Annotated in this window: 18 protein-coding genes; 17 read left to right on the forward strand and 1 reads right to left on the reverse strand. The window is 65.0% G+C overall.

Features of this window, described 5'->3' with window-relative positions; translation table 11 throughout:
- The 9 genes from H3U90_RS07525 to metF all read left to right on the forward strand — a co-directional run bounded on the left by H3U90_RS07525 (window position 1) and on the right by metF (window position 11,900).
- Window positions 1-1,548: a glutamate synthase subunit beta gene (locus H3U90_RS07525; RefSeq protein ID WP_198177752.1), complete on the forward strand. Its 1,548-nt coding sequence runs from the start codon at window positions 1-3 to the stop codon at window positions 1,546-1,548.
- 45 nt (window positions 1,549-1,593) lie between these two features.
- Window positions 1,594-2,046 (forward strand): tripartite tricarboxylate transporter TctB family protein, encoded by a 453-nt coding sequence (locus tag H3U90_RS07530; RefSeq protein WP_198177753.1) that lies wholly within the window; start codon window positions 1,594-1,596, stop codon window positions 2,044-2,046.
- A 2-nt stretch (window positions 2,047-2,048) separates the two neighbouring features.
- The gene (locus H3U90_RS07535) at window positions 2,049-2,888 is read left to right on the forward strand and encodes an ABC transporter ATP-binding protein (protein WP_198177754.1); all 840 of its coding nucleotides are present in this window, start codon (window positions 2,049-2,051) and stop codon (window positions 2,886-2,888) included.
- Between the two features lie 127 nt (window positions 2,889-3,015).
- Window positions 3,016-4,794 (forward strand): ABC transporter ATP-binding protein, encoded by a 1,779-nt coding sequence (locus H3U90_RS07540; protein ID WP_332461082.1) that lies wholly within the window; start codon window positions 3,016-3,018, stop codon window positions 4,792-4,794.
- Complete coding sequence (locus H3U90_RS07545) at window positions 4,795-6,741, forward strand: ABC transporter ATP-binding protein (protein WP_198177755.1); 1,947 nt, start codon at window positions 4,795-4,797, stop codon at window positions 6,739-6,741. It begins immediately after the preceding gene.
- A gap of 6 nt (window positions 6,742-6,747) precedes the next feature.
- Window positions 6,748-7,872 (forward strand): tRNA (adenine-N1)-methyltransferase, encoded by a 1,125-nt coding sequence (locus H3U90_RS07550; protein WP_198177756.1) that lies wholly within the window; start codon window positions 6,748-6,750, stop codon window positions 7,870-7,872.
- Window positions 7,873-7,951: 79 nt separating this feature from the next.
- Window positions 7,952-8,512 carry a SixA phosphatase family protein gene (locus H3U90_RS07555; protein ID WP_144085607.1) on the forward strand — a complete coding sequence of 187 codons (561 nt, stop codon included), beginning with the start codon at window positions 7,952-7,954 and terminating at the stop codon, window positions 8,510-8,512.
- 177 nt (window positions 8,513-8,689) lie between these two features.
- Window positions 8,690-11,026, forward strand: coding sequence for a 5-methyltetrahydropteroyltriglutamate--homocysteine S-methyltransferase (gene metE / locus H3U90_RS07560; RefSeq protein WP_198177757.1), 2,337 nt, complete (start codon window positions 8,690-8,692; stop codon window positions 11,024-11,026).
- Window positions 11,019-11,900 carry a methylenetetrahydrofolate reductase [NAD(P)H] gene (metF, locus tag H3U90_RS07565; RefSeq protein WP_198177758.1) on the forward strand — a complete coding sequence of 294 codons (882 nt, stop codon included), beginning with the start codon at window positions 11,019-11,021 and terminating at the stop codon, window positions 11,898-11,900. The genes metE and metF overlap by 8 nt, the downstream gene beginning before the upstream one ends.
- 78 nt (window positions 11,901-11,978) lie before the next feature.
- Here metF and H3U90_RS07570 read toward each other — a convergent pair whose 3' ends face one another.
- A complete protein-coding gene (locus H3U90_RS07570; RefSeq protein ID WP_198177759.1) occupies window positions 11,979-12,281 on the reverse strand; it encodes a hypothetical protein in 303 nt (100 codons plus the stop codon).
- A gap of 746 nt (window positions 12,282-13,027) precedes the next feature.
- On the opposite strand from H3U90_RS07570, the gene H3U90_RS07575 reads away from it, so the two are divergent.
- From H3U90_RS07575 to pyrE, 8 genes are all read left to right on the forward strand, one after another.
- Entirely contained in the window at window positions 13,028-16,108 is a 3,081-nt protein-coding gene (locus tag H3U90_RS07575) for a bifunctional [glutamine synthetase] adenylyltransferase/[glutamine synthetase]-adenylyl-L-tyrosine phosphorylase (protein WP_198177760.1), read from the forward strand.
- A 70-nt stretch (window positions 16,109-16,178) separates the two neighbouring features.
- Window positions 16,179-17,186, forward strand: a complete 1,008-nt coding sequence (pyrB, locus tag H3U90_RS07580) for an aspartate carbamoyltransferase (RefSeq protein ID WP_198177761.1) — start codon at window positions 16,179-16,181, stop codon at window positions 17,184-17,186.
- Entirely contained in the window at window positions 17,183-17,596 is a 414-nt protein-coding gene (locus tag H3U90_RS07585; protein WP_015021856.1) for an aspartate carbamoyltransferase regulatory subunit, read from the forward strand. The genes pyrB and H3U90_RS07585 overlap by 4 nt, the downstream gene beginning before the upstream one ends.
- 1 nt (window position 17,597) lies before the next feature.
- Window positions 17,598-19,019, forward strand: a complete 1,422-nt coding sequence (locus tag H3U90_RS07590) for a dihydroorotase (protein WP_198177762.1) — start codon at window positions 17,598-17,600, stop codon at window positions 19,017-19,019.
- Window positions 19,007-20,068, forward strand: a complete 1,062-nt coding sequence (gene pyrF / locus H3U90_RS07595) for an orotidine-5'-phosphate decarboxylase (RefSeq protein WP_198177763.1) — start codon at window positions 19,007-19,009, stop codon at window positions 20,066-20,068. Before H3U90_RS07590 ends, pyrF begins: the two co-directional genes overlap by 13 nt.
- A complete protein-coding gene (locus H3U90_RS07600) occupies window positions 20,065-20,910 on the forward strand; it encodes a dihydroorotate dehydrogenase electron transfer subunit (RefSeq protein ID WP_198177764.1) in 846 nt (281 codons plus the stop codon). Before pyrF ends, H3U90_RS07600 begins: the two co-directional genes overlap by 4 nt.
- Window positions 20,907-21,854: a dihydroorotate dehydrogenase gene (locus H3U90_RS07605; RefSeq protein WP_198177765.1), complete on the forward strand. Its 948-nt coding sequence runs from the start codon at window positions 20,907-20,909 to the stop codon at window positions 21,852-21,854. The genes H3U90_RS07600 and H3U90_RS07605 overlap by 4 nt, the downstream gene beginning before the upstream one ends.
- Window positions 21,851-22,600, forward strand: a complete 750-nt coding sequence (gene pyrE, locus H3U90_RS07610; RefSeq protein WP_232340675.1) for an orotate phosphoribosyltransferase — start codon at window positions 21,851-21,853, stop codon at window positions 22,598-22,600. The genes H3U90_RS07605 and pyrE overlap by 4 nt, the downstream gene beginning before the upstream one ends.
- Window positions 22,601-22,644 lie beyond the last annotated feature (44 nt).

Here is a 22,644-nt window from a genome sequence, read left to right on the forward strand (position 1 = left end):
ATGGTCGACCCCAAGGGATTCCTCAAGGTACGCACCCGGCACGAGCTCGCCGAGCGCCCGGTCGCTGAACGCCTGAAGGACTGGCGGGACGTGCACCAGACCACTGGCCCCGGGCCCTGGACCGCCGAGCAGGCCGCCCGCTGCATGGATTGCGGCACCCCCTTCTGCATGACCGGCTGCCCCCTGGGCAACCTGATCCCCGAGTTCAACGACCTGCTGTCCCGGGGCCGTTGGGAGGAGGCCTACGAGCGGCTGAGCCTGACCAACAACTTCCCGGAGTTCACCGGACGGATCTGCCCGGCTCCCTGCGAGTCCTCCTGCGTGCTCTCCATCCATCAGCCGGCCACCACCATCAAGCTGGACGAGCAGACCATCATCGACCAGGCCTGGTCCCTGGGCTTGGTCAAGCCCAGGCCACCGCAGCGGCTGACCGACATGACCGTGGCTGTGGTCGGGTCCGGTCCCGCAGGGCTGGCCTGCGCCCAGCAGCTGACCCGGGCCGGGCACACGGTGGTGGTCTACGAGCGCGCCGATGCCATAGGCGGGCTCCTGCGCTACGGTATCCCCGCATTCAAGCTGGAGAAGTCGCTGCTGGACCGCCGGCTGGAGCAGATGGAGGCCGAGGGGACCCGATTCCGCACTGGCGTCGAAATTGGCCGAGACCTGGGCTGGGATCAGCTGCGGGCCCGCTATGACGCCCTGGTGGTGGCCATCGGTTCCACCGAGCCACGACGGGTGGACCTGCCCGGGCGGGAGCTCAAGGGCATCCACTACGCCATGGACTTCCTGCCCGACCCCACCCGCAAACTCATGGGCCGCGAGCCCATCAACAACATCGATGCAGCCTGCAAGGACGTCATCATCATCGGCGGCGGCGACACCGGGTCGGACTGCCTGGGCACGGCCCTGCGAGAGGGCGCCAAGTCGGTCACCGTCCTGCAGATCCGGCCCCGGGAGCCCTCTTCCAGGCCCGATAACCGACCCTGGCCGACATACGCCCGGCTCTACAATCCCACCTCCTCCATGGAGGAAGGCGGCCGCTATGAGTACGCGGTGGACAGCCTGGAGTACCTGGGCGACGGTTCCGATGACCGGATCAACCTGGATCAGACCAGCGCCCCCACCGGCTTCGACCAGGACCATGAGGGCAGGGTGCGCGGCGTTCGCGTGGTGGACGTCAGTCGTGACGATCAGGACCGGATCGTCCCCCATCCCGAAACCGAGCGGGTCCTGCCTGCCGACCTGGTGCTGATCAGCATTGGCTTCGCCCATCCGGAGACGGCCACCCTGACCGGGCAGACCGGCGTAGGCCTGGACCCTCGCGGCAATGTGGCCCGTGATGCCGACTACGCCACTGACCGCGACGGCATCTTCGTGTGCGGTGATGCCGGACGTGGCCAGTCCCTGGTGGTCTGGGCCCTGGCCGAGGGTCGTTCCTGCGCTGCGGCCGTGGATCGGTATCTGACAGGCGCCACCGAACTGCCCGCCCCCATTCGAGCCGATGAGCGCGCGATGACCCTGCCAGCGGCCGACCGGCACCCACGCTAATATGAAAAGGAATGGTGCCGATCGAAGGGATGGAGGCAGTGGGATATGACCAACCGCGCTGAACGTAGGGCGCAGGCCAAGCGGAGCCGCCGTGGCGGCAGTGACGACCGGAGGATGACGGCCAAGGGCAGGGCCGGAGTGATGGACGAACGGGCCTTGCAGGAGCGCTCCCGTCGGCTGGAGGCTGGCCAGGGAGCCGAGTGGAAGCCCACCGGGCACACCGATGACCTGGTGCAGAAGGACTCCGTGGATCCCAACGACCGCAACCCCCGTCTGTTGAAGGCTCCCAGCGGCCTGCGTCAGTGGCTGCGAATCCTGGTCTGGGCCCTGATCATCTGCTCAGGCCTGGCCTTCCTGGTCTGCATGTGGCTGCCTCATGTTCCCATCTGGGCCACCATCGCCATCGCGGCGGTCTTCTGCCTGGGTGTGCTGGGACTCTTCCTGGTGGGAGGCAACCGGGACAATCCCCGTCTGGACTCCTACGGAACGGCCCTGTGACCATGAGCGAAAGCGTGGCAGAAAAGCAGGCCGTGCTCATGCAGCACGTGGGATTCCGCCGTCAGGGCCGGGTCATACTGGACGATGTCAACCTTGAGGTGGGCCAGGGGCAGAAGTGGGTGCTCTTCGGGCCCAATGGCGTGGGCAAATCAACCCTGGTGGCCATGATGAGCACCCGGGGTTTCCCCAGCACCGGCAGCGTGGAGATTCTGGGCAACCGGCTGGGTAAGGTGAATGTCTTCTCCTACCGGCATCGGATAGGTCTGGCCTCGGCCGGCCTGGCCAAGACCATCAGTCCCCAGGAGGATCCCTACGACGTGGTGCTGACCGCCTTCAGTGACACCACCGGCCGCTGGAGGGAGACCTTCACGGCCGAACAGGAGGAGGCCACCCTGGCCCTGATGGACCGGTTCGGCATCGCCTACCTCAAGGGCAAGCGTATGTACCGGCTCTCCGAGGGGGAGCGTGGCCGGGTGCTGATTTGCCGGGCGCTGATGGCCGATCCCGATTTGCTCATCCTGGACGAGCCGACCACCGGGCTGGACCTGGGCGGTCGGGAGCTGGTGCTCAGGGCCCTGAGCGACATCGGCCGTGAAGACAAGGACCGCACGGTCATCCTGGTCACCCACCGGCTTGAAGAGATTCCCCTTGGCTTCAATCGGATAGCCATGATGGGCCGGCGTCCTGCCGACACTGCAGACACCGGCGACCCGGATCCGGGCACCATCGTCTATCAGGGACCCTTGGAGGGTGGACTGACCGGTCCGCGACTGAGCGAGCTCTTCGGCCTGGACCTGACCGTGGTCCACCGCGACGGCCGCTGGGGTGCCTTCGCCGTCTGAACGCCAATGCCTGCGGACCTGTTCTGACACGCCCGTATCAGCTCAAGGAATAGCAAATTCATCAGCCCAGACGCAGGTATAGACTGTGGTGGTTTGTCTGCCCGGGGACCGCGGCAGACCTGTATGCGTGAAGGATGTTGACGTGATCAAGATATGGACTCGCTACCTGCGGCCTTACTGGCTCCAGGTGGCCGTTCTGGTGCTCTTTCAGGTGGCGCAGACGGCCTTGAACCTCTACCTGCCCAACCTGCAGGCGGACATCATCGACAAGGGTGTGGCCGTAGGCGACCAGGATGCCATCTATCGGATCGGCTGGCAGATGATGGGCATCACCGCCATCCAGATTGTGGCCAACGTGGTCGCCGTCTACTGCGCCACCCGGCTGGCCATGAGGATGGGCTACGAGCTGCGCAGGGACCTTTTCGCCTCGGTGGAGGGCTTCAGCCTCAACGAGATCGAGCGCTTCTCGGCCGGATCCCTGATCACCCGCACCACCAACGACGTCCAGCAGATGCAGATGACCACCATGCAGACCCTGATGATCATCCTGCAGGCCCCGGTCATGCTGATCGGCGGACTGATTCTGGCCCTGCGCCAGGACGGCCCCCTGACCTGGTCCCTGGCGGTCATCGTCCCCTTGATTCTTCTGGTGGCCCTGGTGCTCATGGGCAGGATGGGACCCTTGTTCACCCGCCTGCAGAACATGCTGGACTCGGTCAACCGCCTGGTCCGCGAACAGATTTCCGGCGTGAGGGTCATCCGCGCTTTCGTTCGCGAGAAAACCGAGGCCGCCCGCTTCGACAAGGCCAACCGCGATGTCTACGGTGTCCTGATCTCCACCGGTAGGCTGATGAGCATGATGGTCCCGCTCATGTGGTTCCTGCTGAACATGTCCAATGTGGCCATCATGTGGTTCGGCGGTCGCCGCATCGACTCCGGAGCCATGCAGATCGGCGCCCTGCAGGCCTTCATCCAGTACCTGATGATCATCCTGTCGGGCCTGATGATGGCCGCCATGATGTCGGTCATGCTGCCCAGGGCCGCTGTGGCCGCCCGAAGGATCAACGAGGTCCTGGAGGCCACCAGCGAGATCGCCGCTCCCGAGCACCCCTACCGCAACGAGCACCCCCAGGGACTGCTGGAGTTCAAGCACGTGGACTTCAGCTACCCGGGTGCCCAGGATCCCGTCCTTTCTGACATTTCCTTCACCGCCCGGCCGGGCACCACGACGGCCATCATCGGGGCCACGGGATCCGGCAAGTCAACCATCATCCGGCTGGCCAACCGCATGTTCGACGTCACCGACGGTCAGGTCCTGGTGGACGGCCACGACGTGCGCGAGTACGACCCCGACCAGCTGGCTCTGATTTTCGGGCCGGTCCCGCAGAAGGCCACCCTCTTCACCGGCACCATCCGCGACAACATGCACTACGGGGACCCCAAGGCTGACGACGACCGCATCTGGCAGGCCCTGCGCATCGCCCAGGCCGAGGACTTTGTCCGTGAGATTCCCGAGGGCCTGGATGCCCGCGTGGCCGAGGGTGGCACCAACTTCTCCGGCGGGCAGAAGCAGCGGCTCTGCATGGCCAGGGCCATCCTGCGCAACCCCTGCATCTACACCTTCGACGACTCCTTCTCCGCACTGGACATGACCACCGACCGCGCCCTGCATGCGGCCCTGGTGCCGGTCACCCGCCAGGCCACCCAGATCGTCGTGGCCCAGAGGGCGGCGTCCATCCGCCAGGCCGATCAGATTCTGGTCCTGGACCGGGGCCGCATCGTCGGCCGGGGCACCCACGACCAGCTCATGGAGGACTGCCCCACCTATCAGGAGATCGTCCAATCCCAGGGCGGGCAGGGTCCCGACGTGGAAGAGCTCAGCATTGACGAGGGGAGGGCCGAGTAGATGGCCAAGGACTTGAGCACGAATACAGGCTCGCAGGCCGTGGGCGGCCGCCGTCACACCGTGGGCCGGCTGGTCCATTACCTGCTGGCCAGTCCCTGGAGGGTCATCGTCATGGTCCTCGCCGGGATGACCGCCGTGGCCATGATCGTCATCGGCCCCAAGGTCATGGGCGAGGCCACCAATGTCCTCTTCGAGGGGCTGCTGGGTTCCATGCTGGTCAAGATGGGCGCCAAGCCCGGCACCCCCAAGCAGGCCGTGGTCACCTATTTGCAGTCCCGCGGCCAGGACAAGTTCGCCCGGATGATCGACTCCATGAACGTCCAGGTGGGCGTGGGCATCGACTGGGGGCGCTTCGGCACCATCCTCATGTTCGTCATCGGCATCTACCTGATCTCCATCCTGGTCAGGCTGGTGCAGAACTTCCTGATGACCCGGCTGGTCTCCGATGCGGTCTACACCATGCGCAGGCAGATCGAGGACAAGCTGGACCGGCTGCCCCTGCAATACTTCGACCGGACCCCGCGCGGCGAGGTCATGAGCCGGACCACCAACGACATCGACAACATCTCGGGCACCCTGCAGCAGATCCTGGGCGAGCTGCTCTTCTCCGTCTTCTCCATCATCGGCGCCTTCATCATGATGCTGACCATCTCGCCCCTGCTGACCCTGATCGCCTTCATCATCATCCCGGTCATGGCCCTGTGCGCGGGCGTCATCCTCAAGAAGACCCAGCCGCAGTTCACCAGGCAGTGGATCCGCACCGGCCAGGTGAACAGCCACGTGGAGGAGATGTTCTCCGGCCACATGGTGGTCCGGGCCTTCGGTCACCAGCGCGAGGCGGAGGAGGAGTTCGAGGAGCGCAATCAGGAGCTCTACCAGGCCAGCTTCAAGGCCTCCTTCTTCTCGGCGCTGGTCACGCCCATGTCAACCTTCTTCGGCAACCTGAGCTTCGTGATCGTGGTCATCGTCGGCGGCGTCCATGTGCTCAACGGCAGCATGAGCCTGGGCGGCCTGCAGGCCTTCACCCAGTACACCCGTCAGGCCTCCCAGCCCATCGGCCAGCTGGCCTCCATGGGCACCATGCTCCAGTCCTCCCTGGCTTCCTGCCGCAGGGTCTTCGACTTCCTGGACGAGGCCGAGGAGGTGCCGGATATCGAGCATCCCGACCATCTGGGCCAGGAGACCGGAGGCAAGGTCGAGGGCCACGTCCGCTTCGACCACGTCCGCTTCTCCTACAATCCGGCCGAGCCGCTGATCAAGGACCTGTCCATCGAGGCCAAGCCCGGGCAGACCATCGCCATCGTGGGACCCACCGGGGCGGGCAAGACCACCCTGGTCAACCTGCTCATGCGCTTCTACGAGATCCAGGGCGGACACATCACCATCGACGGCGTGGATACCTCCAGGGTGACCCGTCACGACCTGCGCAGCCACTTCGGCATGGTTCTGCAGGACACCTGGCTCTTCGACGGGACCGTCCGCGACAACCTGCTCTACGGGCTGGACGAGGGGCAGACCATCCCCGAGCAGACCATGATCAATGGCGCCAAGGCCACCCACGTGGACGAGTTCATCCGCAAGCTGCCCCAGGGCTACGACACCGTCCTCAACGAGGACAGCAGCGAACTCAGCCAGGGTGAACGCCAGCTGATGACCATCTGCCGGGCCTTCCTGTCCGACCCGGACATCCTGATCCTGGACGAGGCCACATCCTCGGTGGACACCAGGACCGAGCTGCTGGTCCAGCAGGCCATGAACACCCTGCGCAAAGGCAGGACCTCCTTCGTCATCGCACATAGGCTGTCCACCATCCGCGACGCCGACCTGATCCTGGTGGTCAACCACGGCTCGGTGGTCGAGCAGGGAACCCACGACCAGCTGTTGGAGCGCGGCGGCGCCTATGCCTCCCTCTACAACTCCCAGTTCACCAAGGGAGAGGAGGACTGAGGAGGCATGAGCCTAAGGCGTGGACCGCTGAGCGTAGGGGAACGGGTCCAGCTGACCGACCGTCGTGGCCGCAGGCTGACGGTCATGCTGGAACCTGGCGGCCTGACCCAGACCGACCATGGCCTCCTGCCGCACGAGGCCATGATTGGCCTGCCCGAGGGATCCGTGGTGGTGACCATCTCGGCCGACAAGTGGCGGCAGATGCGCCACAAGCAGGATGCCGATACCGACACAGAGGCACCTGACAGGGCCAAACCCTGGAAGTCCTCGCGGGGCATCGGCGGATGGGCCTTCACCGTCATGCGCCCCCGGCTGGAGGACTACATTCTCTCCATGCCGCGCGGCGCCCAGATCATGTACCCCAAGGATGTGGCCAGGGTCATCCTTCTGGGCGACATCCGTCCCGGCATGAGGGTCTTGGAGTCGGGAGCCGGCTCAGGGGCCATGAGCCTGGGCCTGCTGGATGCCATCGGTCCGGAAGGGAAGCTGACCAGCATTGAGCGACGGGAGGAATTCGCCCGGGTGGCCATGGGCAACGCCACCGTATTCTTTGGGCACCGCCCTGCCCAGTGGGACCTGCGTACCGGCGACTTCGACACTCTTGCGGCCGACCTGCCCGAGGACGAATTCGACCGTATCGTTCTGGACATGCTGGACCCCTGGAACCGCCTGCAGCAGGCCTACCGGGTCATGGCCCCCGGCGGCGTGCTGACCGCCTACGTGACCACCACCACCCAGCTCAGCCGACTGGCCGAGACCCTGCGCGCAGACGGTCGATGGACCGAGCCCGAAATCATGGAGAGCCTGGAGCGCTCCTGGAAAGCAGACGGCCTGGCGGTGCGACCCGAGCACGAGATGATCGGGCACACCGGCTTCCTCTTGACCAGCAGGGCCATGGCTCCCGGCCAGGAGGCTCTGCGCAAGCATGTCCGGGCCACCAAGGACTACCGGACTGACGTGGATCAGGGCCGGCCGCCTGCCAAGAGCAACGGCTTGGGTCATGAGCGCGAGATGGTGGATCTGGAGGATCTGGAGCTGCGCCGGGTCTCCGATCGCAAACTGCGCAAGGTGCTGCGTGACCTGGATCATCAGGTGCGCACCCTGCAGGGTGGAAAGGATCAGGAAGACTGACCGCCCATGACCGGCGTATCCTCTGGGCTCTGCCATAATGGAAGGGCGACTGATGATATCGTCGGGAAAGGAAGCATGCATGGGTTTGCGAAAGGGTCTGAAGGCCGAGGATCTGCGGCGGTGCAGCCGAACCCTCATGCTCATGCGTCACGCCAAGACCGAGCGCCAGGGTTCACAGGGCGATCGCAGCCGCCAGCTGACCGACCGTGGCCAGCGGCAGGCCCGGATCATGGGTCGTGGATTGGCCGCTTTGGGCCTGGTGCCCGACCGCATCATCTGCTCGGGTGCGCCCAGGGCCCGTCAGACCCTGGACGGCATGCTCAAGCCCCTGGGGGACGGGCCCCGGGTCGACTACCGGGAATCCCTCTATGAATCCGGCATGCAGGCGGTCTTCGACCAGCTGGCACAGACCGAGGACCGTGACCGCCGGGTCCTGATCCTGGGTCATGAGCCCACCATGTCTATCTGCTCACAGTGGCTGGCCGAGGACAACTCCGACCCCGACCTTCTGGACCTGCTCAATCTTGGACTGCCGCCGGCCACCATGGTCCTGCTGGGCTCCGAGCGGCCATTGACCGACTGGGGAACCCACCAGGCCCGTTTGCTGGGCATTCTGGGCCCCCAGGACCTGGAGGACTGACCGGCGGAACAAGCTCAAGGCCACCGTTGCAGGCAGTCTTGACGGGCTTCAGCCCCCCGCTTGCCGTCCTGCCGTTATCGATTCAGGTTATGGCGACACCTTATTTGCACCAATTACCCGCCTCCCCCCGCCGCTGATAGGCTGACCAAAGACATCAGGACGAAACTGGGAGGTTTCATGGCAGCGATTACATCCGTGTCCGGATTCCCGCGCATCGGCGCGCACCGCGAACTCAAAAGGGCCATCGAGGGCTACTGGAAGGGCGAACGGAATCTGGACGAGGTCCGGCGCACGGCCGCCGACCTGCGGGCCAGGCACTGGCAGCTTCAGCAGGAGGCCGGCGTCGACCTGATTCCCGTCAACGATTTCAGCTACTACGACCAGGTCCTGGATACCTCCATCCTCCTGGGCGTCGTGCCCGAGCGCTATCGGAAGCTGGGCCTGGGCCCCGAGGACACCCTCTTCGCCATGGGCCGTGGTTACCAGGGGGAGCAGGGTGACGTGACCGCCCTGCCCATGAAGAAGTGGTTCACCACCAATTACCACTACCTGGTTCCCGAGATCGACCAGGACACCAAAATCACCCTGGAAGGCGACAAACCATTCAAGGAGTACCAGGAGGCGCGCGAGCAGGGCATCGCCGCCAAGCCGGTGCTGATCGGCCCATACACCTTCCTCAAGCTGGCGCGCGGTCCCCAGGGTGAGCTGCTGGATCCTGACCCGGCACTGGTCCAGGATCTGGCCAAGGCCTACGCGACCGTCCTGGAGCGGTTCATCGGCCTGGGCGCCGACTGGGTACAGCTGGACGAGCCCTACCTGGTCCTGGACAAGGAACCGGGCGACCAGGACCTCTTCGAAACCCTTTACCAGCCCATCCTCAAGGCCCGCCAGAGCGACAAAGGCAAGGTCTGTGTCCTGCTCAACACCTACTTCGGCCATCTGGGCGACTGCTATGCCCGGCTGGCTGACCTGGGCTTCGACGGCATCGGCCTGGATCTGGTCGAGGGCAGGGATGAGAATCTGGCCGCCCTCAAGGAGCACGGCGTGCCCGAGGGAACCACCATCTTCGCCGGCCTGGTCAACGGCCGCAACATCTGGCGCAATGACTATGCAGTCAGCCTGGGCCTCCTGGATGCCCTGCATCAGGTGACCCCGAACGTGGTGGTGTCCACCGCATGTTCCCTCCTGCACGTGCCCTACACCGTGGCCGACGAGGACGGGCTGGATGCCGACACCGTGCGGCCCCACTTCGCCTTCGCCCTGGAGAAGCTGGGCGAGCTGCACGACCTGGCCCAGCTGGCCGATGCCGACGAAGACCAACGACGCTCCAGCAAGGCCCTTGCTGACAACCAGAAGCTCTTCGACGGCAGCCGCGTCCAGCCCGACCCCCAGGTGCAACAGCGCCTGGCCGGTCTTAAGGACGAGGACTTTGTACGTACCCCGGCCCGGCCCGAACGTCAGAGGATCCAGGCCCAGGAGCTGGGTCTGCCCCTGCTGCCCACCACCACCATCGGCTCCTTCCCCCAGACCGCCGAGGTCCGCGCCGAGCGGGCCCGCCTGCGTAAGAAGGAGATCAGCCAGGAGGACTACGACGACTTCATCGCCCGCAAGATCGACCAGGTCATCGATCACCAGGAGCAGATCGGCCTGGACGTCCTGGTCCACGGCGAGTTCGAGCGCAACGACATGGTCGAGTACTTCGGCCAGAACCTCAAGGGCTACCTCTTCACCCGGAATGCCTGGGTCCAGTCCTATGGCACCCGTTGCGTCAAGCCTCCCATCGTCTGGGGGGACATCTCCCGCGCCCGGCCCATCACGGTGCGCTGGTCCTCTTATGCCCAGTCCCGCACCAACCATGTGGTCAAGGGGATGCTGACCGGTCCGGTGACCATTCTCAACTGGTCCTGGCCCCGCGAGGACATCGATCACAAGCAGCAGACCCGTCAGCTGGCCCTGGCCATCCGAGACGAGGTCCTGGACCTGGAGGCCGCTGGCATCCGTATCATCCAGATCGACGAGGCCGCCCTGCGCGAGAAGCTGCCGCTGCGGCGCTCCGACTGGCACAGCCGATACCTGGACTGGGCCATCCCCGCCTTCCGGCTGGTGCATTCCGGCGTCAAACCCACTACCCAAATTCACACCCACATGTGCTACTCGGAGTTCAACGACATCATCAAGGACATTGATGCCATGGACGCCGATGTGATCTCCTTCGAAGCCTCCCGCTCCGACCTGACCGTTCTGGATGCCATCCAGGAGGCCAAGTTCGAGACCGAGGCAGGCCCCGGAGTCTACGACATCCACTCGCCGCGCATCCCCTCCACCGAGGAGATCGTGGACCGGATCCATGCCATCCTGAAGAAGCTGGACGCGGCCAAGGTCTGGATCAATCCCGACTGCGGATTGAAGACCCGAGGCGACAAGGAGACCTGGCCCAGCCTGGAGCACATGGTGGCCGCCGCGCATCAGGTGCGCGCGGAACTATCGTCCAGTCAGGAGTCGGATCATGCATGAACCTATCTTTTCCCTGGAGGTCTTTCCCCCCAAGCGCGATGCCCCGGTGGGCACCATCTATGACACTTTAGACGGTCTGGAAGGGCTGATGCCCGACTTCATCTCGGTGACCTACGGGACCGGCCGGCGCTCAGACCGAACAGCCACGGCCCGCATAGCCAAGACCATCCATACCGAGTACGGCATCCCTGCCGTGGCGCACTTGACTGCCCAGTACGCGGACCGCGAGGTGATCGATCAGGCTTTGGACATGTTCGACGACGCAGGGGTGGCAGCGGTGCTGGCCCTGCGCGGTGACAGCGTGGAGGGCCGTGAGCCCGCCGGGGTCTTCGACCATGCCAGCGACCTTGCCGCCTACATTCGGTCGCGTCGGCCCAACCTGTCGATATACGGAGCCTGTTATCCCGAGACCCATCCGGAGGCCGCCTCGCCCGAGGAGGACATTGAGAATCTGAAAATCAAGGTGGATTCCGGTGTGGACCACCTTGTTTCGCAGCTCTTCTACGACAACGCCGATTTTCTGGACTTCCTGGACCGGGCCCGGGCAGCCGGCATCCAGGTGCCCATCGAGGCCGGCATTATGCCCATTACCAACGAGGGCCAGGTGCGGCACATGAGCGAGGTCTGCAAGGCGCGGATCCCGGCGGCTGTCGAGTCCATCCTGGAGCGCTGGGGCGACGACCGGGCCAGCCTGCGCGAGGCGGGCATCATCTACGCCTCACAGCAGATCGCCGACCTGGTGGCCCACGGGGTGGACGGCATCCACCTCTACTCCATGAACCACTCAGGTGTCACCCGGCGCATCTGGCACAACGTCCGTCACCTCTTCCGGCAGGTGGGAGCCAACTCAGAGTCCTCCAGTGATAAGAGTTGACGGCATAAAAGCGGTGTATTGTGCCCCGCATTGATGATCGAGCGAGCGTGGTTCTCAACTTTCAGTTGCGCTTCGTCCTCAATCGTCATTGCGGGGTCTCAGCCATGGCAGAGCTTTGAGCGCGGCTTTGTGCAGCGGCGGTATCATGCCAATCAACAGCCCAAGGATCATCCCTCCGATGGTTATCCAGGAGGCCAGGTCATGCCCCAGCAGAATGAGCATCACCACCAGGCCGACACCGACCAGGGGTAGGACCGGTGTCCAGCGTTGCTGCGAATCGGTCAGTCGGTCGTTTTTCTTCGGTAGAAGTCCGCATATCAGCCCCCATACCAATCCTATCAAGACACAGGCGATGGTCAGTAGGGTATCGGTCAGCTGCATTCCAGGGTTCCTTCGTACATGATTGCTCGAGTAAGGCCTTTCTGGCGCCTCGTATGACTGCTATGCGTGCGAAAACCGCGAAAACGTCGAACAAATCGTGGCAGACCGGAGAATTACGCGGCCCTGGTACGCAAGCGTTTGATGTAGTTGAGCGCCTTGGCGGACTGCATGACGGACAAGGTGGCCATCGGCTCGTCCACCTGCATCAAAGCAGCCGTTTCATGCATTCCGGGTCAGCTCCTCTACGATGATCGACCTGCGGACTTGTTCGCACATCGATGTGTTCGTGGACGCTATATACAGCTATCATAGCCGCCACAGAGCGGAATCGATAATGGATGGCGGGCAGGGAGCACCTCCATGGAAATGCCGGTGTCAGGGAAAAGCATAGGTTGAAGAGTCTCCCGGAGGGGATTTAGAGACATGTTCCAGGTCGTGCTCAGGATACCTCCCAGCACCACTACCTGGGGATTCGTTGCGTTGTCGATGCGAATGGCGAAGTCGCCTATGCTCCGCCGGCATTGGCTATCGTATCCTCTCTCTGGCTGAGGCTGTGCGGGACGGCAGCCTGCTGACATGGCCTACAATGATTTTCTCCGTCTGCTTAGCTGTGGTCACCGTATACTGTGCCGTCTGCGCCTTCCGGGAGGGCCGCAAGGGCTGACGACCGTCACCCCTATAATGCCTGTACCGGTTCCGCAGACATCAGATTCGTTGCGGGCCTGAGGAAAGGCAGGGGATAAGTCATGGAAGATCCGGTGCGACCGACCACTTCGACCCTGATCCACCTTGGGCTGCACGACCTGGACAAGGCCCGGGTTCGGCTGGATCGGCTTGCCCGCCTCGTGGACGACCAGGCTCTGGCGCAAACCCTGGTCCAAGCCCTGGGACAGGCCTGCGATCCTGATGAAGCCCTTGCTGGACTGATACGGATTCTGGAACAGCATCAGAAGGCAGACCGACCGAACTTTCAGGCCGGATCCCCGCAGAAAAACCAAGAGGCCGCCCAGTCGCTGATCAGGGTGCTGGGGGCCTCGGAGGCCATGGGCCGACTGATGCGCTCGCGGCCGGAGCTGGTGGAGGCGGCTGCCCTGGATCCGGATCACTTGGCTGACTGTCCGGCGGAAACCAGACAGAAGCGGGTCCTTGACGCCTTAGATAAGGTGGAAGCAAAATCGGACTCCGTGCTCTCGCTGGCGGCCTACGCCGATGCACTGCGGTTCGAATACCGGCTGCAGCTGGCTGCAGTCATGGCCCGGGACCTGGCAGCCAAGGATCCCCTGGAGCTGGAGCCAGCAATCAGCCGGGCCCTGTCCGACATGGCCGATGCCGCGCTCCAAGGGGCTCTGAGCATTGCCTGCCGTCAGCTTCCCGATGCGGATTCATGTCGTCTGGCGGTCATCGGCATGGGCAAGCTGGGCGCCCAGGAACTCAACTACGTGTCCGATGTGGATCTCATGTACTTGGTGGAGCCGGCCTCGGGGAGGGATACCAGTCAGTTCGATCCCATCGCCGTGGGCACTGCCATGGCCGTCCTCCTGCAGCGGGTCTGCCAGTCGGTCATCCCCGGTTCGACCGAGCCGCCGCTCTGGAAGGTCGATACAGCCCTGAGGCCCGAGGGTCGTGATGGCCCCCTGGTGCGCCGTCTGGCCTCCTATGCCGACTATTATGCCCAATGGGCCGAGAATTGGGAGTTCCAGGCCCTGCTCAAGGCCCGTCCGGTTGCCGGCGACAAGGCCCTGGGACAGGACTATTCGGCCATGATCGAGCCGCTGGTCTGGGGAGCCTGTCAGAGGCCCAACTTCGTATACGACTGCCAGCGGATGCGCCAGCGTGTGGAGAGGTTGATACCCGAGAACCGCAAGGAGCGGGAGATCAAGCTTGGCCAGGGCGGACTGCGGGATGTTGAATTCACCGTCCAGATGCTCCAGCTGGTCCACGGCTCCAGCGACGAGGACCTGCGTTGCCCGGCCACCCTGGATGCCCTGCAGGCCCTGTCACTCGGCGGCTACATTTCACGCAAGCACGGCGACCAACTGGACCATGACTATCGGTTTGAGCGGGTCATGGAGCATCGTCTGCAGATGTGGCAGCTGCGCCGCACCCACCTCTTTCCGAAAATCTACCGTTCAGGCACCCTCGGCCAGCGGCCGCCCAGTCTGGAGGAGCTGGAGAGCAACCGCGATCTGCGGCGGCTGGCCCGGGCCTTCGGCCTGCATGCCGACCAGATGCTGGCCCAATACCAGGCCACCAGAATCGAAGTCCGCAACCTTCACCAGGCCATCTACTTCCGTCCCATGCTGCCCATCAACGCCCAGGTGGACGAGGACGAGGTCAGCCTGCGCCCCCAGGCGGCCCGGGCCAGGTTCGCTTCCATCGGCTTTGCGGATCCCGATGCAGCCATCCGCCACGTCACGGCCCTGACCACAGGGGTCACCCGGTCGGCGCGAATCAACCGTATTCTCATGCCCGCCGTCCTCCAGTGGCTGGGGGAGGGACAGGACCCTGACATGGGACTCCTGGGCTGGCGAACCCTTGAGGAGCACTTCGGGGGCAAGAGCACCTACCTGGGCTTCCTGCGTGACTCCACCTCGGCCGCCCGCCGCCTTTGCCACGTCCTGTCCAACTCACGTTATTTGTCCGGCGCCCTGGCCCGCTCCGTCCAATCGGTGACCTGGCTGGGCCATGACCAGGACATGATCCCCCGTGATCGGGCCACCCTGGACAAGCGCGCCGCAGCTTATCGGACCCGCCATGCGGATTCGCTGGAGGAGTTCTCCACTGCGGTCCGTGCCATGCGCCGCCAGGAGATCGAGCGGATCGGGCTGGGCTGGATGAGCGGGGTGGACGATCAGCAGGCCTGCCTGGCGGGCATGTCCGACGTCTACGATGCGGCCATCAATGCCGCCCTGGACTGGGCCGTGGACCACCGTTCGGAACAGGCTAGCGCGCCAGCCGATCTGGCCGTGATCGGCATGGGTCGCTATGGGGGCAGGGAGGTCAACTTCAACTCGGACGCCGACATCATGCTGATCTACCGTCCGGCCTCGGGTGCCGGCCAGGGCCAGGCGGCGGAATTCGCGCGTGGAGTGACCGCTGACCTGCGGGCCGTTCTGGCGGGGCCGGCCAGTCTGGAACCAGGCATCGACCTGGACTTCGACCTGCGCCCCGAAGGACGCCAGGGGCCTCTGGTGCGTTCCCTGGACTCCTACCAGCGCTACTACCGCGAATGGTCGGAGACCTGGGAACATCAGGCCCTGATCCGGGCCAGATTCGCAGCCGGGAATATCGGCCTGGCCAAGGACTTTCTGGAGGGTACAGCCAATCCGCTGCGCTACCCTCAGCAGCCGCCCAACGAGGAGGAGCTGGGGCAGATCCGTCGTCTCAAGGCCCGGATGGAGGCTGAGCGGCTGCCGCGCGGCGTGCGTCGGGACCGGCATCTGAAGCTGGGCCGGGGAGGGCTGTCTGACGTGGAATGGACGGTCCAGCTCCTTCAGCTGCGTCACGCCCACGATCTGCCTGAGCTGCAGGTCACCGGCACGCTGACCGCCTTGGATGCCTTGGAGGCGTCGGGACTCATCGAGGCCAAGGATGCCAAGGCCTTGCGCCGCAGCTGGGTGCTCTGCACGGCAGCCCGCAACGCCAACTTCCTCTGGTCCGGAAGGGTGTCCCAGGCGGACATCCTGCCTGACGATGGACAGGTGCTGGGAGGCATCGCGGTCTGCCTGGGCTACCCGGCCCACCGAGGCCAGCACTTCGTCAACGAGCTGCTGGCGGCCATGCGCCGCTGCAGGCAGGTCATGGAACGGCTCTTCTACGGCGGCTGACCCTGGGTCCATCCGGGGTCGTATGCTTGTTCAGGTCACATAAGGTGGCCACCTTGAGGAAGGTGAGCCGTTGTCCCAACAAGTTGATCACGCATCCAACACCTCTTCCGCCGTCGTTCCGCTTCGTGGGCGAAGTGTGGTAACCCTCGACGACATTCCCATGACCCAGATCCTGGATCTGCTGGATCGGGCGGCCTACATCGACACCCATCGCCGTCAGGTGGCCCATACCTGCGACGGCCGGGTCCTGGCCACGCTCTTCTATGAACCCAGCACGCGAACCAGGCTCAGCTTCGAGACGGCCATGCTCCGTCTGGGCGGCCAGGTCATCGGATTCGCCGGCGCCCAGCTGTCCAGCGTCTCCAAGGGGGAGTCCATCAGCGACACCCTGAAGACGGTCTCCAACTACGCCGACATCGTGGCCATCCGCCATCCTAAGGAGGGTGCCGCCCTGGTGGCCTCCCAGGCTGCCACGGTCCCGGTCATCAACGCCGGCGACGGCGGGCACATGCACCCCACCCAGACCCTGACCGACCTGGCCACCATCCGCGCCCGCAAGGGTCGGCTGAACCACCTGACCATCGGTCTGTGCGGGGACCTGACCTTCGGCCGCACCGTCCACTCCCTGATCACCACCCTCTGCCGCCTGGGCCACGTGGACTTCGTCCTGATCAGCCCCGACGAGCTGCGTACCCCCGAATACGTTCTGGAGAGGATCCGCTCCTCGGCTGACTGCACCTACCGGGAGACCGGGGACCTGAACGGGGTCATGGGCGACCTGGACGTGCTCTACATGACCCGTGTCCAGCAGGAGCGCTTCTTCAACGAGGACGACTACCTGCGTCTTCGCGACACCTACATTCTGGATGCCGACAAGCTTCGGGCTGCGCGGCCCGACATGGCCATCCTCCACCCTCTGCCCAGGGTCAACGAAATCGCCGTGGAGGTGGACGATGATCCGCGTGCGGCCTACTTCCAGCAGGTCCGCAACGGCATGCTGGTCAGGATGGCCCTGGAGAGCGCCCTGTTGGGCGACGAGCTGCCCGGTTACCGCGAGCAGAAGGAGGTGGTGGCATGAAGGTCACCAGCATTGTCGACGGCATCATCATCGACCACGTTCGTGCGGGCACGGCCCTGAAGGTCCTGCACTACCTGCGTGTGGACCCGGCGAAGACCCGGTTGGCCCTGATCATGAATACGGACAGCCGCAAGTACGGATCCAAGGACATCATCAAGATCGAGCAGACCGGTGATCTGGACCTGACAGCCTTGGGGTTCATCGCCCCCGAGGCCACCGTCGACGTGGTCCGGCAGGGCAGGATCGTCAGCAAGCATCAGCCGGACCGCCCCAACCATCTGGTCAACGTCATCACCTGCGTCAACCCCCGTTGTGTGACCACGGTGGAGACCGGCGTGGACCAGCGCTTCCACCTGGACGCTGCCGGGGTCTACCGCTGCGACTACTGCGACGAGAAGGCAGAAGACTGACATGCGGCTGCTGGGGTTGACTGATTGGCGCAGCGGAAGGGCGGTCGATCTGGTGCTTCCCCAGGCCGCCGACAGCGCGCTGATTGACGAGACCGGCGCCATGTCGGCAGAGGTCGATCAGATAGACGCCTCGGGGCTGGTGTTGGCTCCGGCCCTGGTCGACCCCCATGTCCACCTGCGCGACCCTGGACAGACCGACAAGGAAGACATGGTGACCGGCACAGCTGCCGCAGCGGCCGGAGGCTACGGGCTGATACTGCTCATGCCCAACACCCAGCCCGCCATGGACGGCCGAGCGCGGATGGCCGACGGGCGCACGGTCATCGACTATCTTGAATCCTATGAGCGGCACCACGGACTGCATCTGCCGGTGGATTACGCCCTCTGCGTGGCGGCCACTCTGGACCGGGCCGGCCGTCAGGCCTCAAACCCAGACGACTGGTCGGGGCACCTGCCTGGTCACGGATGGGTACACCCTGTAGTGGCCATCAGCGATGACGGCTCGGCCGTGACCGACCAAACCCTGGAGGACGTGGCCGCCAACGCCCGGGAATTCGACCTTCCCATCCTGGACCACTGCGAACACCACGAGCACGGTCAGGTCAATCTTGGCGCTGTCAGCCGTCAACTGGGGTTGGAGGGGATTCCCGCCTCGACTGAGACCGCCATCATCCATCGCGACATCGAGTTGGCGGAACGCACCGGCACCAGGGTGCATCTGCAGCATGTCAGCACCGCCGGCGGGTTCGAGGCCGTCCGCCGGGCCAAGGCCCGTGGGCTGCCGGTCACCTGTGAGACCGCGCCCCATTATCTGGCTCTCTACGACGAGGACCTGCTGCGTTGCGGCAGCATGGCCAAGATGAACCCTCCGCTGCGCTCCCGCGCCGACCAACAGGCGGCTCTGGAGGCCGTGGCCGACGGCACTGTGGATATGATCGCCACCGACCATGCCCCGCACACCGCCGCTGAGAAGGCGCTGGGGCTCAAGGACGCCCCCAACGGCATCATCGGCCTGGAGACTGCCTACGCGGTCTGCAACCAGGTCCTGGTCAAAAGCGGGCTCATCGGCCACGACCGCCTGATCGAGCTCATGTCCCTGGCTCCGGCCGAGCTCATGGGCATGCGGCGCCTCCTGCCCGGCGACCTGCCCTCGCACATGGCCAACACTGGTCACCTCCAGCTGGAGTCCGACCAGCACAGCGAGGCCGGCCAGCCGCCCGTCGACCTGGTCATCCTGGACCCTGAGGCCAAGTGGAAGGTTGATCCCAGCCGCTTCCACTCCAAGGCACGGAACACCCCCTTCGCCGGCGTGGAACTGGCCGGACGGGTCATGGCCACCATCAAGGCGGGGCGTCTGGTCTTCTCCCGCCTGCCCGCAAGCCGCGTCATCACCAGGGAAAGGATCCGAGCATGGACCGACTGACTGCGCTCATTCAGGACAAGCAGAATCCGACCGTAGTCGGCCTGGATCCGCGACCGGAACTGCTGCCCAGCCAGCTGATCGAACAGGCCAGACAACGTGCCGCTGGGAGCATGGCCCAGATGGGTCTGGACCCCAAGGATCCGCAGCAGAACCAGGAGGAGCAGGCCCAGGCCGTCTGGGCGGACCACCTGGCCAGCGCCTATCTGCGCTTCAACCTGGCCATTCTGGAGGGGGTGGCCGACCTGGTACCCGCAGTCAAGCCCCAGATCGCGATGTACGAGGCCCTGGGACCCTGGGGCGTCAGGGCCTACACCGGCACCTGCCGGGCCGCTGCCGACCGTGGCCTCTACGTCATCGGGGACGTCAAACGCGGTGACATCGGCTCCACGGCTCAGGCCTATGCCGCCCACCTGGACGGGCTTCCCCTGCCCTTCGCCCCTGAGCAGGATGCGGACGGGTCGGCCCGGACAGGTGGGAGATTCCCCTGGTACGAGGATGCCCTGACCATCAACGTCTACCTGGGCTCCGACGGGGTGGAACCCTTCCTGCAGGCGGCCGAGCACATCCAAGGCGACCTCTTCGCCCTGGTACGCACCTCCAACCCTTCGGGCAGCCAGATCCAGGAGCTGGGCCTGGATACCGACTCAGGCGGCGTCACCATCTATCAGCGCCTGGGCGAGTTGGTCGAATCCTGGGGGCAGCACTCCATAGGCCAATCGGGCTACTCCCGGCTTGGAGCCGTGGTCGGCGCCACCCACCCCGAGGACGGCGCCCTTTTGCGCCGGTCCATGCCCCACACCTTCTTCCTGGTCCCCGGCTACGGAGCCCAGGGCGGTTCGGCGGCCGACGTGGCGCCCATGTTCGACCGGTCAGGTGGCGGCGCTGTGGTCAATTCCTCCCGGGGAATCATCGCAGCCTGGCGGAAGGATCCGGACTACAGCCCACAGCTCAGCGTGCAGGCGGCCCTGGGCATGGTCACCCGCGATGCCCGCCGAGCAGCGCAGGCCATGAAGGACGATCTCAATCAGGCGATCAAGGAGGCCCGATGAAACCCAACCTCTTCATATCCACCAGCCAGGTGGAGGAGCAGGCCCAACAGGCTGGCCGGCTGCCCGGACGGCGTACCGCCCAGGTCACCGGCATGGAGCCCCTGGACCGGCAGGTATGGCGAATGACCATCCGCGACCCATACCTGGCAGCCCACGCCCCGGCAGGAGCCTTCATCAACCTCTACCCGGCAGACCGCATGACCATGATGCCCAGGCCCTTCGGCATCAGCCGGGTCCTGGAGGGCGGGCAGATCGAGATCATCTTCGCCGTCGTGGGCCAGGGGACCGATGAATTCTCCCGCCTGCAGCCAGGCATGGCTGTGGACCTGCTGGGACCCCTGGGCCATGGCTTCGACCTGGGGAAGCCGGCCGACTATCTGCTGGTGGGCGGCGGCCTGGGCGTCCCCCCGCTGATCCGAGCAGCCCAGTGCCTGAAAGGCCGGTCCGGTGTGCGCACAACCGCCCTGCTGGGCTACCGGGACCACCGGTTCGCCGATGCCATCATGGGCTCGCTGACCGACCGGTTGGAGTCCATCGACAATGCGTCCGGGGATGTCATAACCCTCTTGGACCGGGTTCGCGGCGACATCGATCCCCAGCGGACCATCATCCTGACCTGCGGACCTTTGCCTATGATGCGTGCCGTGGCCGCCTGGGCACGTAAGGCCGGCCTGCCTGCCCAGTGTTGCATGGAGTCCCGGATGGGTTGCGGCTATGGGACCTGCGTGGCCTGCGTGGTCGACACCGTGGACGGCAGGCTCAAGGTCTGCAAGGACGGCCCGGTCTTCGCCGCAGACCGCCTGATCTGGGATGCAGGCGAGGACAGGAAGGAGACACGATGAGCGGGCTGACAATCATGGACCCTCTGGAGCCGCACGCCTGGCGGCATGGCACCGTTGTGGCCGGCACGCCCTGGAAGAACCCGGTGGGCACGGCCTCGGGCACCTTCAACCTGGATGCCTGCGGGGACTACTACGACGTCTCCCAGATGGGCGCCATCTCCACCAAGGGGGTTTCGCCGGTGCCCTGGGAAGGCAACCCCACGCCCAGGACAGCCGAGAGCCCTGCCGGCATGGTCAACTCCGTGGGCCTGCAGAACCCGGGCGTGGACCATTACCTGGTGGACGAACTACCCAGGCTCAAGGCCCTGGGGGCCAACGTGGTCACCAATGTGGCCGGCCACAGCGACGAGGACTACGCCATTGTTGTGGAACGGCTGGCCGACTCCCCGGCCGACATGCTGGAGATCAACGTCTCCTGCCCCAACGTCTCACATGGGGGGATGTCCGTGGGCACCGACGCCAAGGCCCTGAACCGGCTGATCACCAGGCTGCGGGGACTGACCGACAAGCCCATGGTGGTCAAGCTGACCCCCAACGTCACCGATATCGTGGAAGTGGCCAAGGCGGCCGTCGATGGGGGAGCGGATGCCCTCAGCCTGATCAACACCCTGGTAGGCATGCGCATCGACATCAACACAGGCAGGCCCATCCTGGCCCAGGGCACCGGCGGTGTCTCAGGCCCCTGCATCCTGCCCATTGCCTTGTCCTTCGTCTGGCGGGTGCGCCAGGCACTGCCTGACATTCCCATCATCGGCATCGGGGGCATCGATTCGGGACGCACGGCCTTGGAATTCCTCTATGCGGGGGCCAATGCCGTGGAGGTGGGGGCCGCGGCCCTGGTGGATCCTGTGGCTCCCATGCGGGTGGCCCGGGAGCTGGACGATCTGTTGGACGAGCGGCCTGATCTGGCCGATTTGCTCAGGAAAGGGGAGTGCTGGCGATGAGCGCATCCGCAGCAGAAAACAAAGCCGAACATGACGGGGATGACCAGGAGCAGACCCGCCGCATCCAGGAGGGCTTCACCAGCTTCCTGCTGCAAAGCGGAGCCCTCAAGTTCGGTGACTTCACCCTGAAGTCGGGACGGCGCTCGCCCTACTTCATCAACGCGGGAGCCTTCAATGACGGACGGTTGATCGCCCTGCTGGGGGAGTTCTATGCCCGGACCATCGTGCAGGCCGTGAGCCAGGGGACTCTGCCCGCCGACATCGACACGGTATTCGGTCCGGCCTACAAGGGGATTCCCTTGGCCGTCTCCACCGCCATCGCCCTGAGCGGGGCGCACGGCATGCCGGTCGGCTACACCTTTGACCGCAAGGAGGTTAAGGACCATGGCGACGGGGGGCTCATGGTCGGCACCCAGTTAAGGGACGGCATGAGGGTGCTGCTGGTGGATGATGTCATGACCGCCGGAACCGCGGTCCGCCAGGTGGTGCCCAAGATCATGTCCCAGGCCAAGGTGACCATCGTCGGCCTGGTGCTCTCCGTGGACCGGATGGAGCGCACCGGGCAGGGCCAGGGCTCGGCTGTGGAGTCCATCATGGACGAATTCCACTTCCCGGTCATCAGCATCGTCAATGTCCGCCAGATCTTCGATGCCGCTGCCTCCATGAAGGGCCCGGACGGGTCGCCCATTCTGGACCAGCGCACGGCCGATGCCGCCAGGGACTACTTGGAGCGTTACGGGGCCTAGACAAGGGACCGGCTCATATTCAGCGTGCCGATTGTGCAAGCAGG

This window comes from Bifidobacterium sp. W8103 (assembly GCF_016100775.1).
Lineage (GTDB): Bacteria > Actinomycetota > Actinomycetes > Actinomycetales > Bifidobacteriaceae > Bombiscardovia > Bombiscardovia choladohabitans.

What these genes read in the sequence shown, in the direction of transcription:
- H3U90_RS07525 (WP_198177752.1), top strand. Translation starts at nt 1, where the DNA reads ATGGTCGACCCCAAGGGATTCCTCAAGGTACGCACCCGGCACGAGCTC.
- H3U90_RS07530 (WP_198177753.1), top strand. Translation starts at nt 1,594, where the DNA reads ATGACCAACCGCGCTGAACGTAGGGCGCAGGCCAAGCGGAGCCGCCGT.
- H3U90_RS07535 (WP_198177754.1), top strand. Translation starts at nt 2,049, where the DNA reads ATGAGCGAAAGCGTGGCAGAAAAGCAGGCCGTGCTCATGCAGCACGTG.
- H3U90_RS07545 (WP_198177755.1), top strand. Translation starts at nt 4,795, where the DNA reads ATGGCCAAGGACTTGAGCACGAATACAGGCTCGCAGGCCGTGGGCGGC.
- H3U90_RS07550 (WP_198177756.1), top strand. Translation starts at nt 6,748, where the DNA reads ATGAGCCTAAGGCGTGGACCGCTGAGCGTAGGGGAACGGGTCCAGCTG.
- H3U90_RS07555 (WP_144085607.1), top strand. Translation starts at nt 7,952, where the DNA reads ATGGGTTTGCGAAAGGGTCTGAAGGCCGAGGATCTGCGGCGGTGCAGC.
- metE (WP_198177757.1), top strand. Translation starts at nt 8,690, where the DNA reads ATGGCAGCGATTACATCCGTGTCCGGATTCCCGCGCATCGGCGCGCAC.
- metF (WP_198177758.1), top strand. Translation starts at nt 11,019, where the DNA reads ATGCATGAACCTATCTTTTCCCTGGAGGTCTTTCCCCCCAAGCGCGAT.
- H3U90_RS07570 (WP_198177759.1), bottom strand. Translation starts at nt 12,281, where the DNA reads ATGCAGCTGACCGATACCCTACTGACCATCGCCTGTGTCTTGATAGGA.
- H3U90_RS07575 (WP_198177760.1), top strand. Translation starts at nt 13,028, where the DNA reads ATGGAAGATCCGGTGCGACCGACCACTTCGACCCTGATCCACCTTGGG.
- H3U90_RS07585 (WP_015021856.1), top strand. Translation starts at nt 17,183, where the DNA reads ATGAAGGTCACCAGCATTGTCGACGGCATCATCATCGACCACGTTCGT.
- H3U90_RS07590 (WP_198177762.1), top strand. Translation starts at nt 17,598, where the DNA reads ATGCGGCTGCTGGGGTTGACTGATTGGCGCAGCGGAAGGGCGGTCGAT.
- pyrF (WP_198177763.1), top strand. Translation starts at nt 19,007, where the DNA reads ATGGACCGACTGACTGCGCTCATTCAGGACAAGCAGAATCCGACCGTA.
- H3U90_RS07600 (WP_198177764.1), top strand. Translation starts at nt 20,065, where the DNA reads ATGAAACCCAACCTCTTCATATCCACCAGCCAGGTGGAGGAGCAGGCC.
- H3U90_RS07605 (WP_198177765.1), top strand. Translation starts at nt 20,907, where the DNA reads ATGAGCGGGCTGACAATCATGGACCCTCTGGAGCCGCACGCCTGGCGG.
- pyrE (WP_232340675.1), top strand. Translation starts at nt 21,851, where the DNA reads ATGAGCGCATCCGCAGCAGAAAACAAAGCCGAACATGACGGGGATGAC.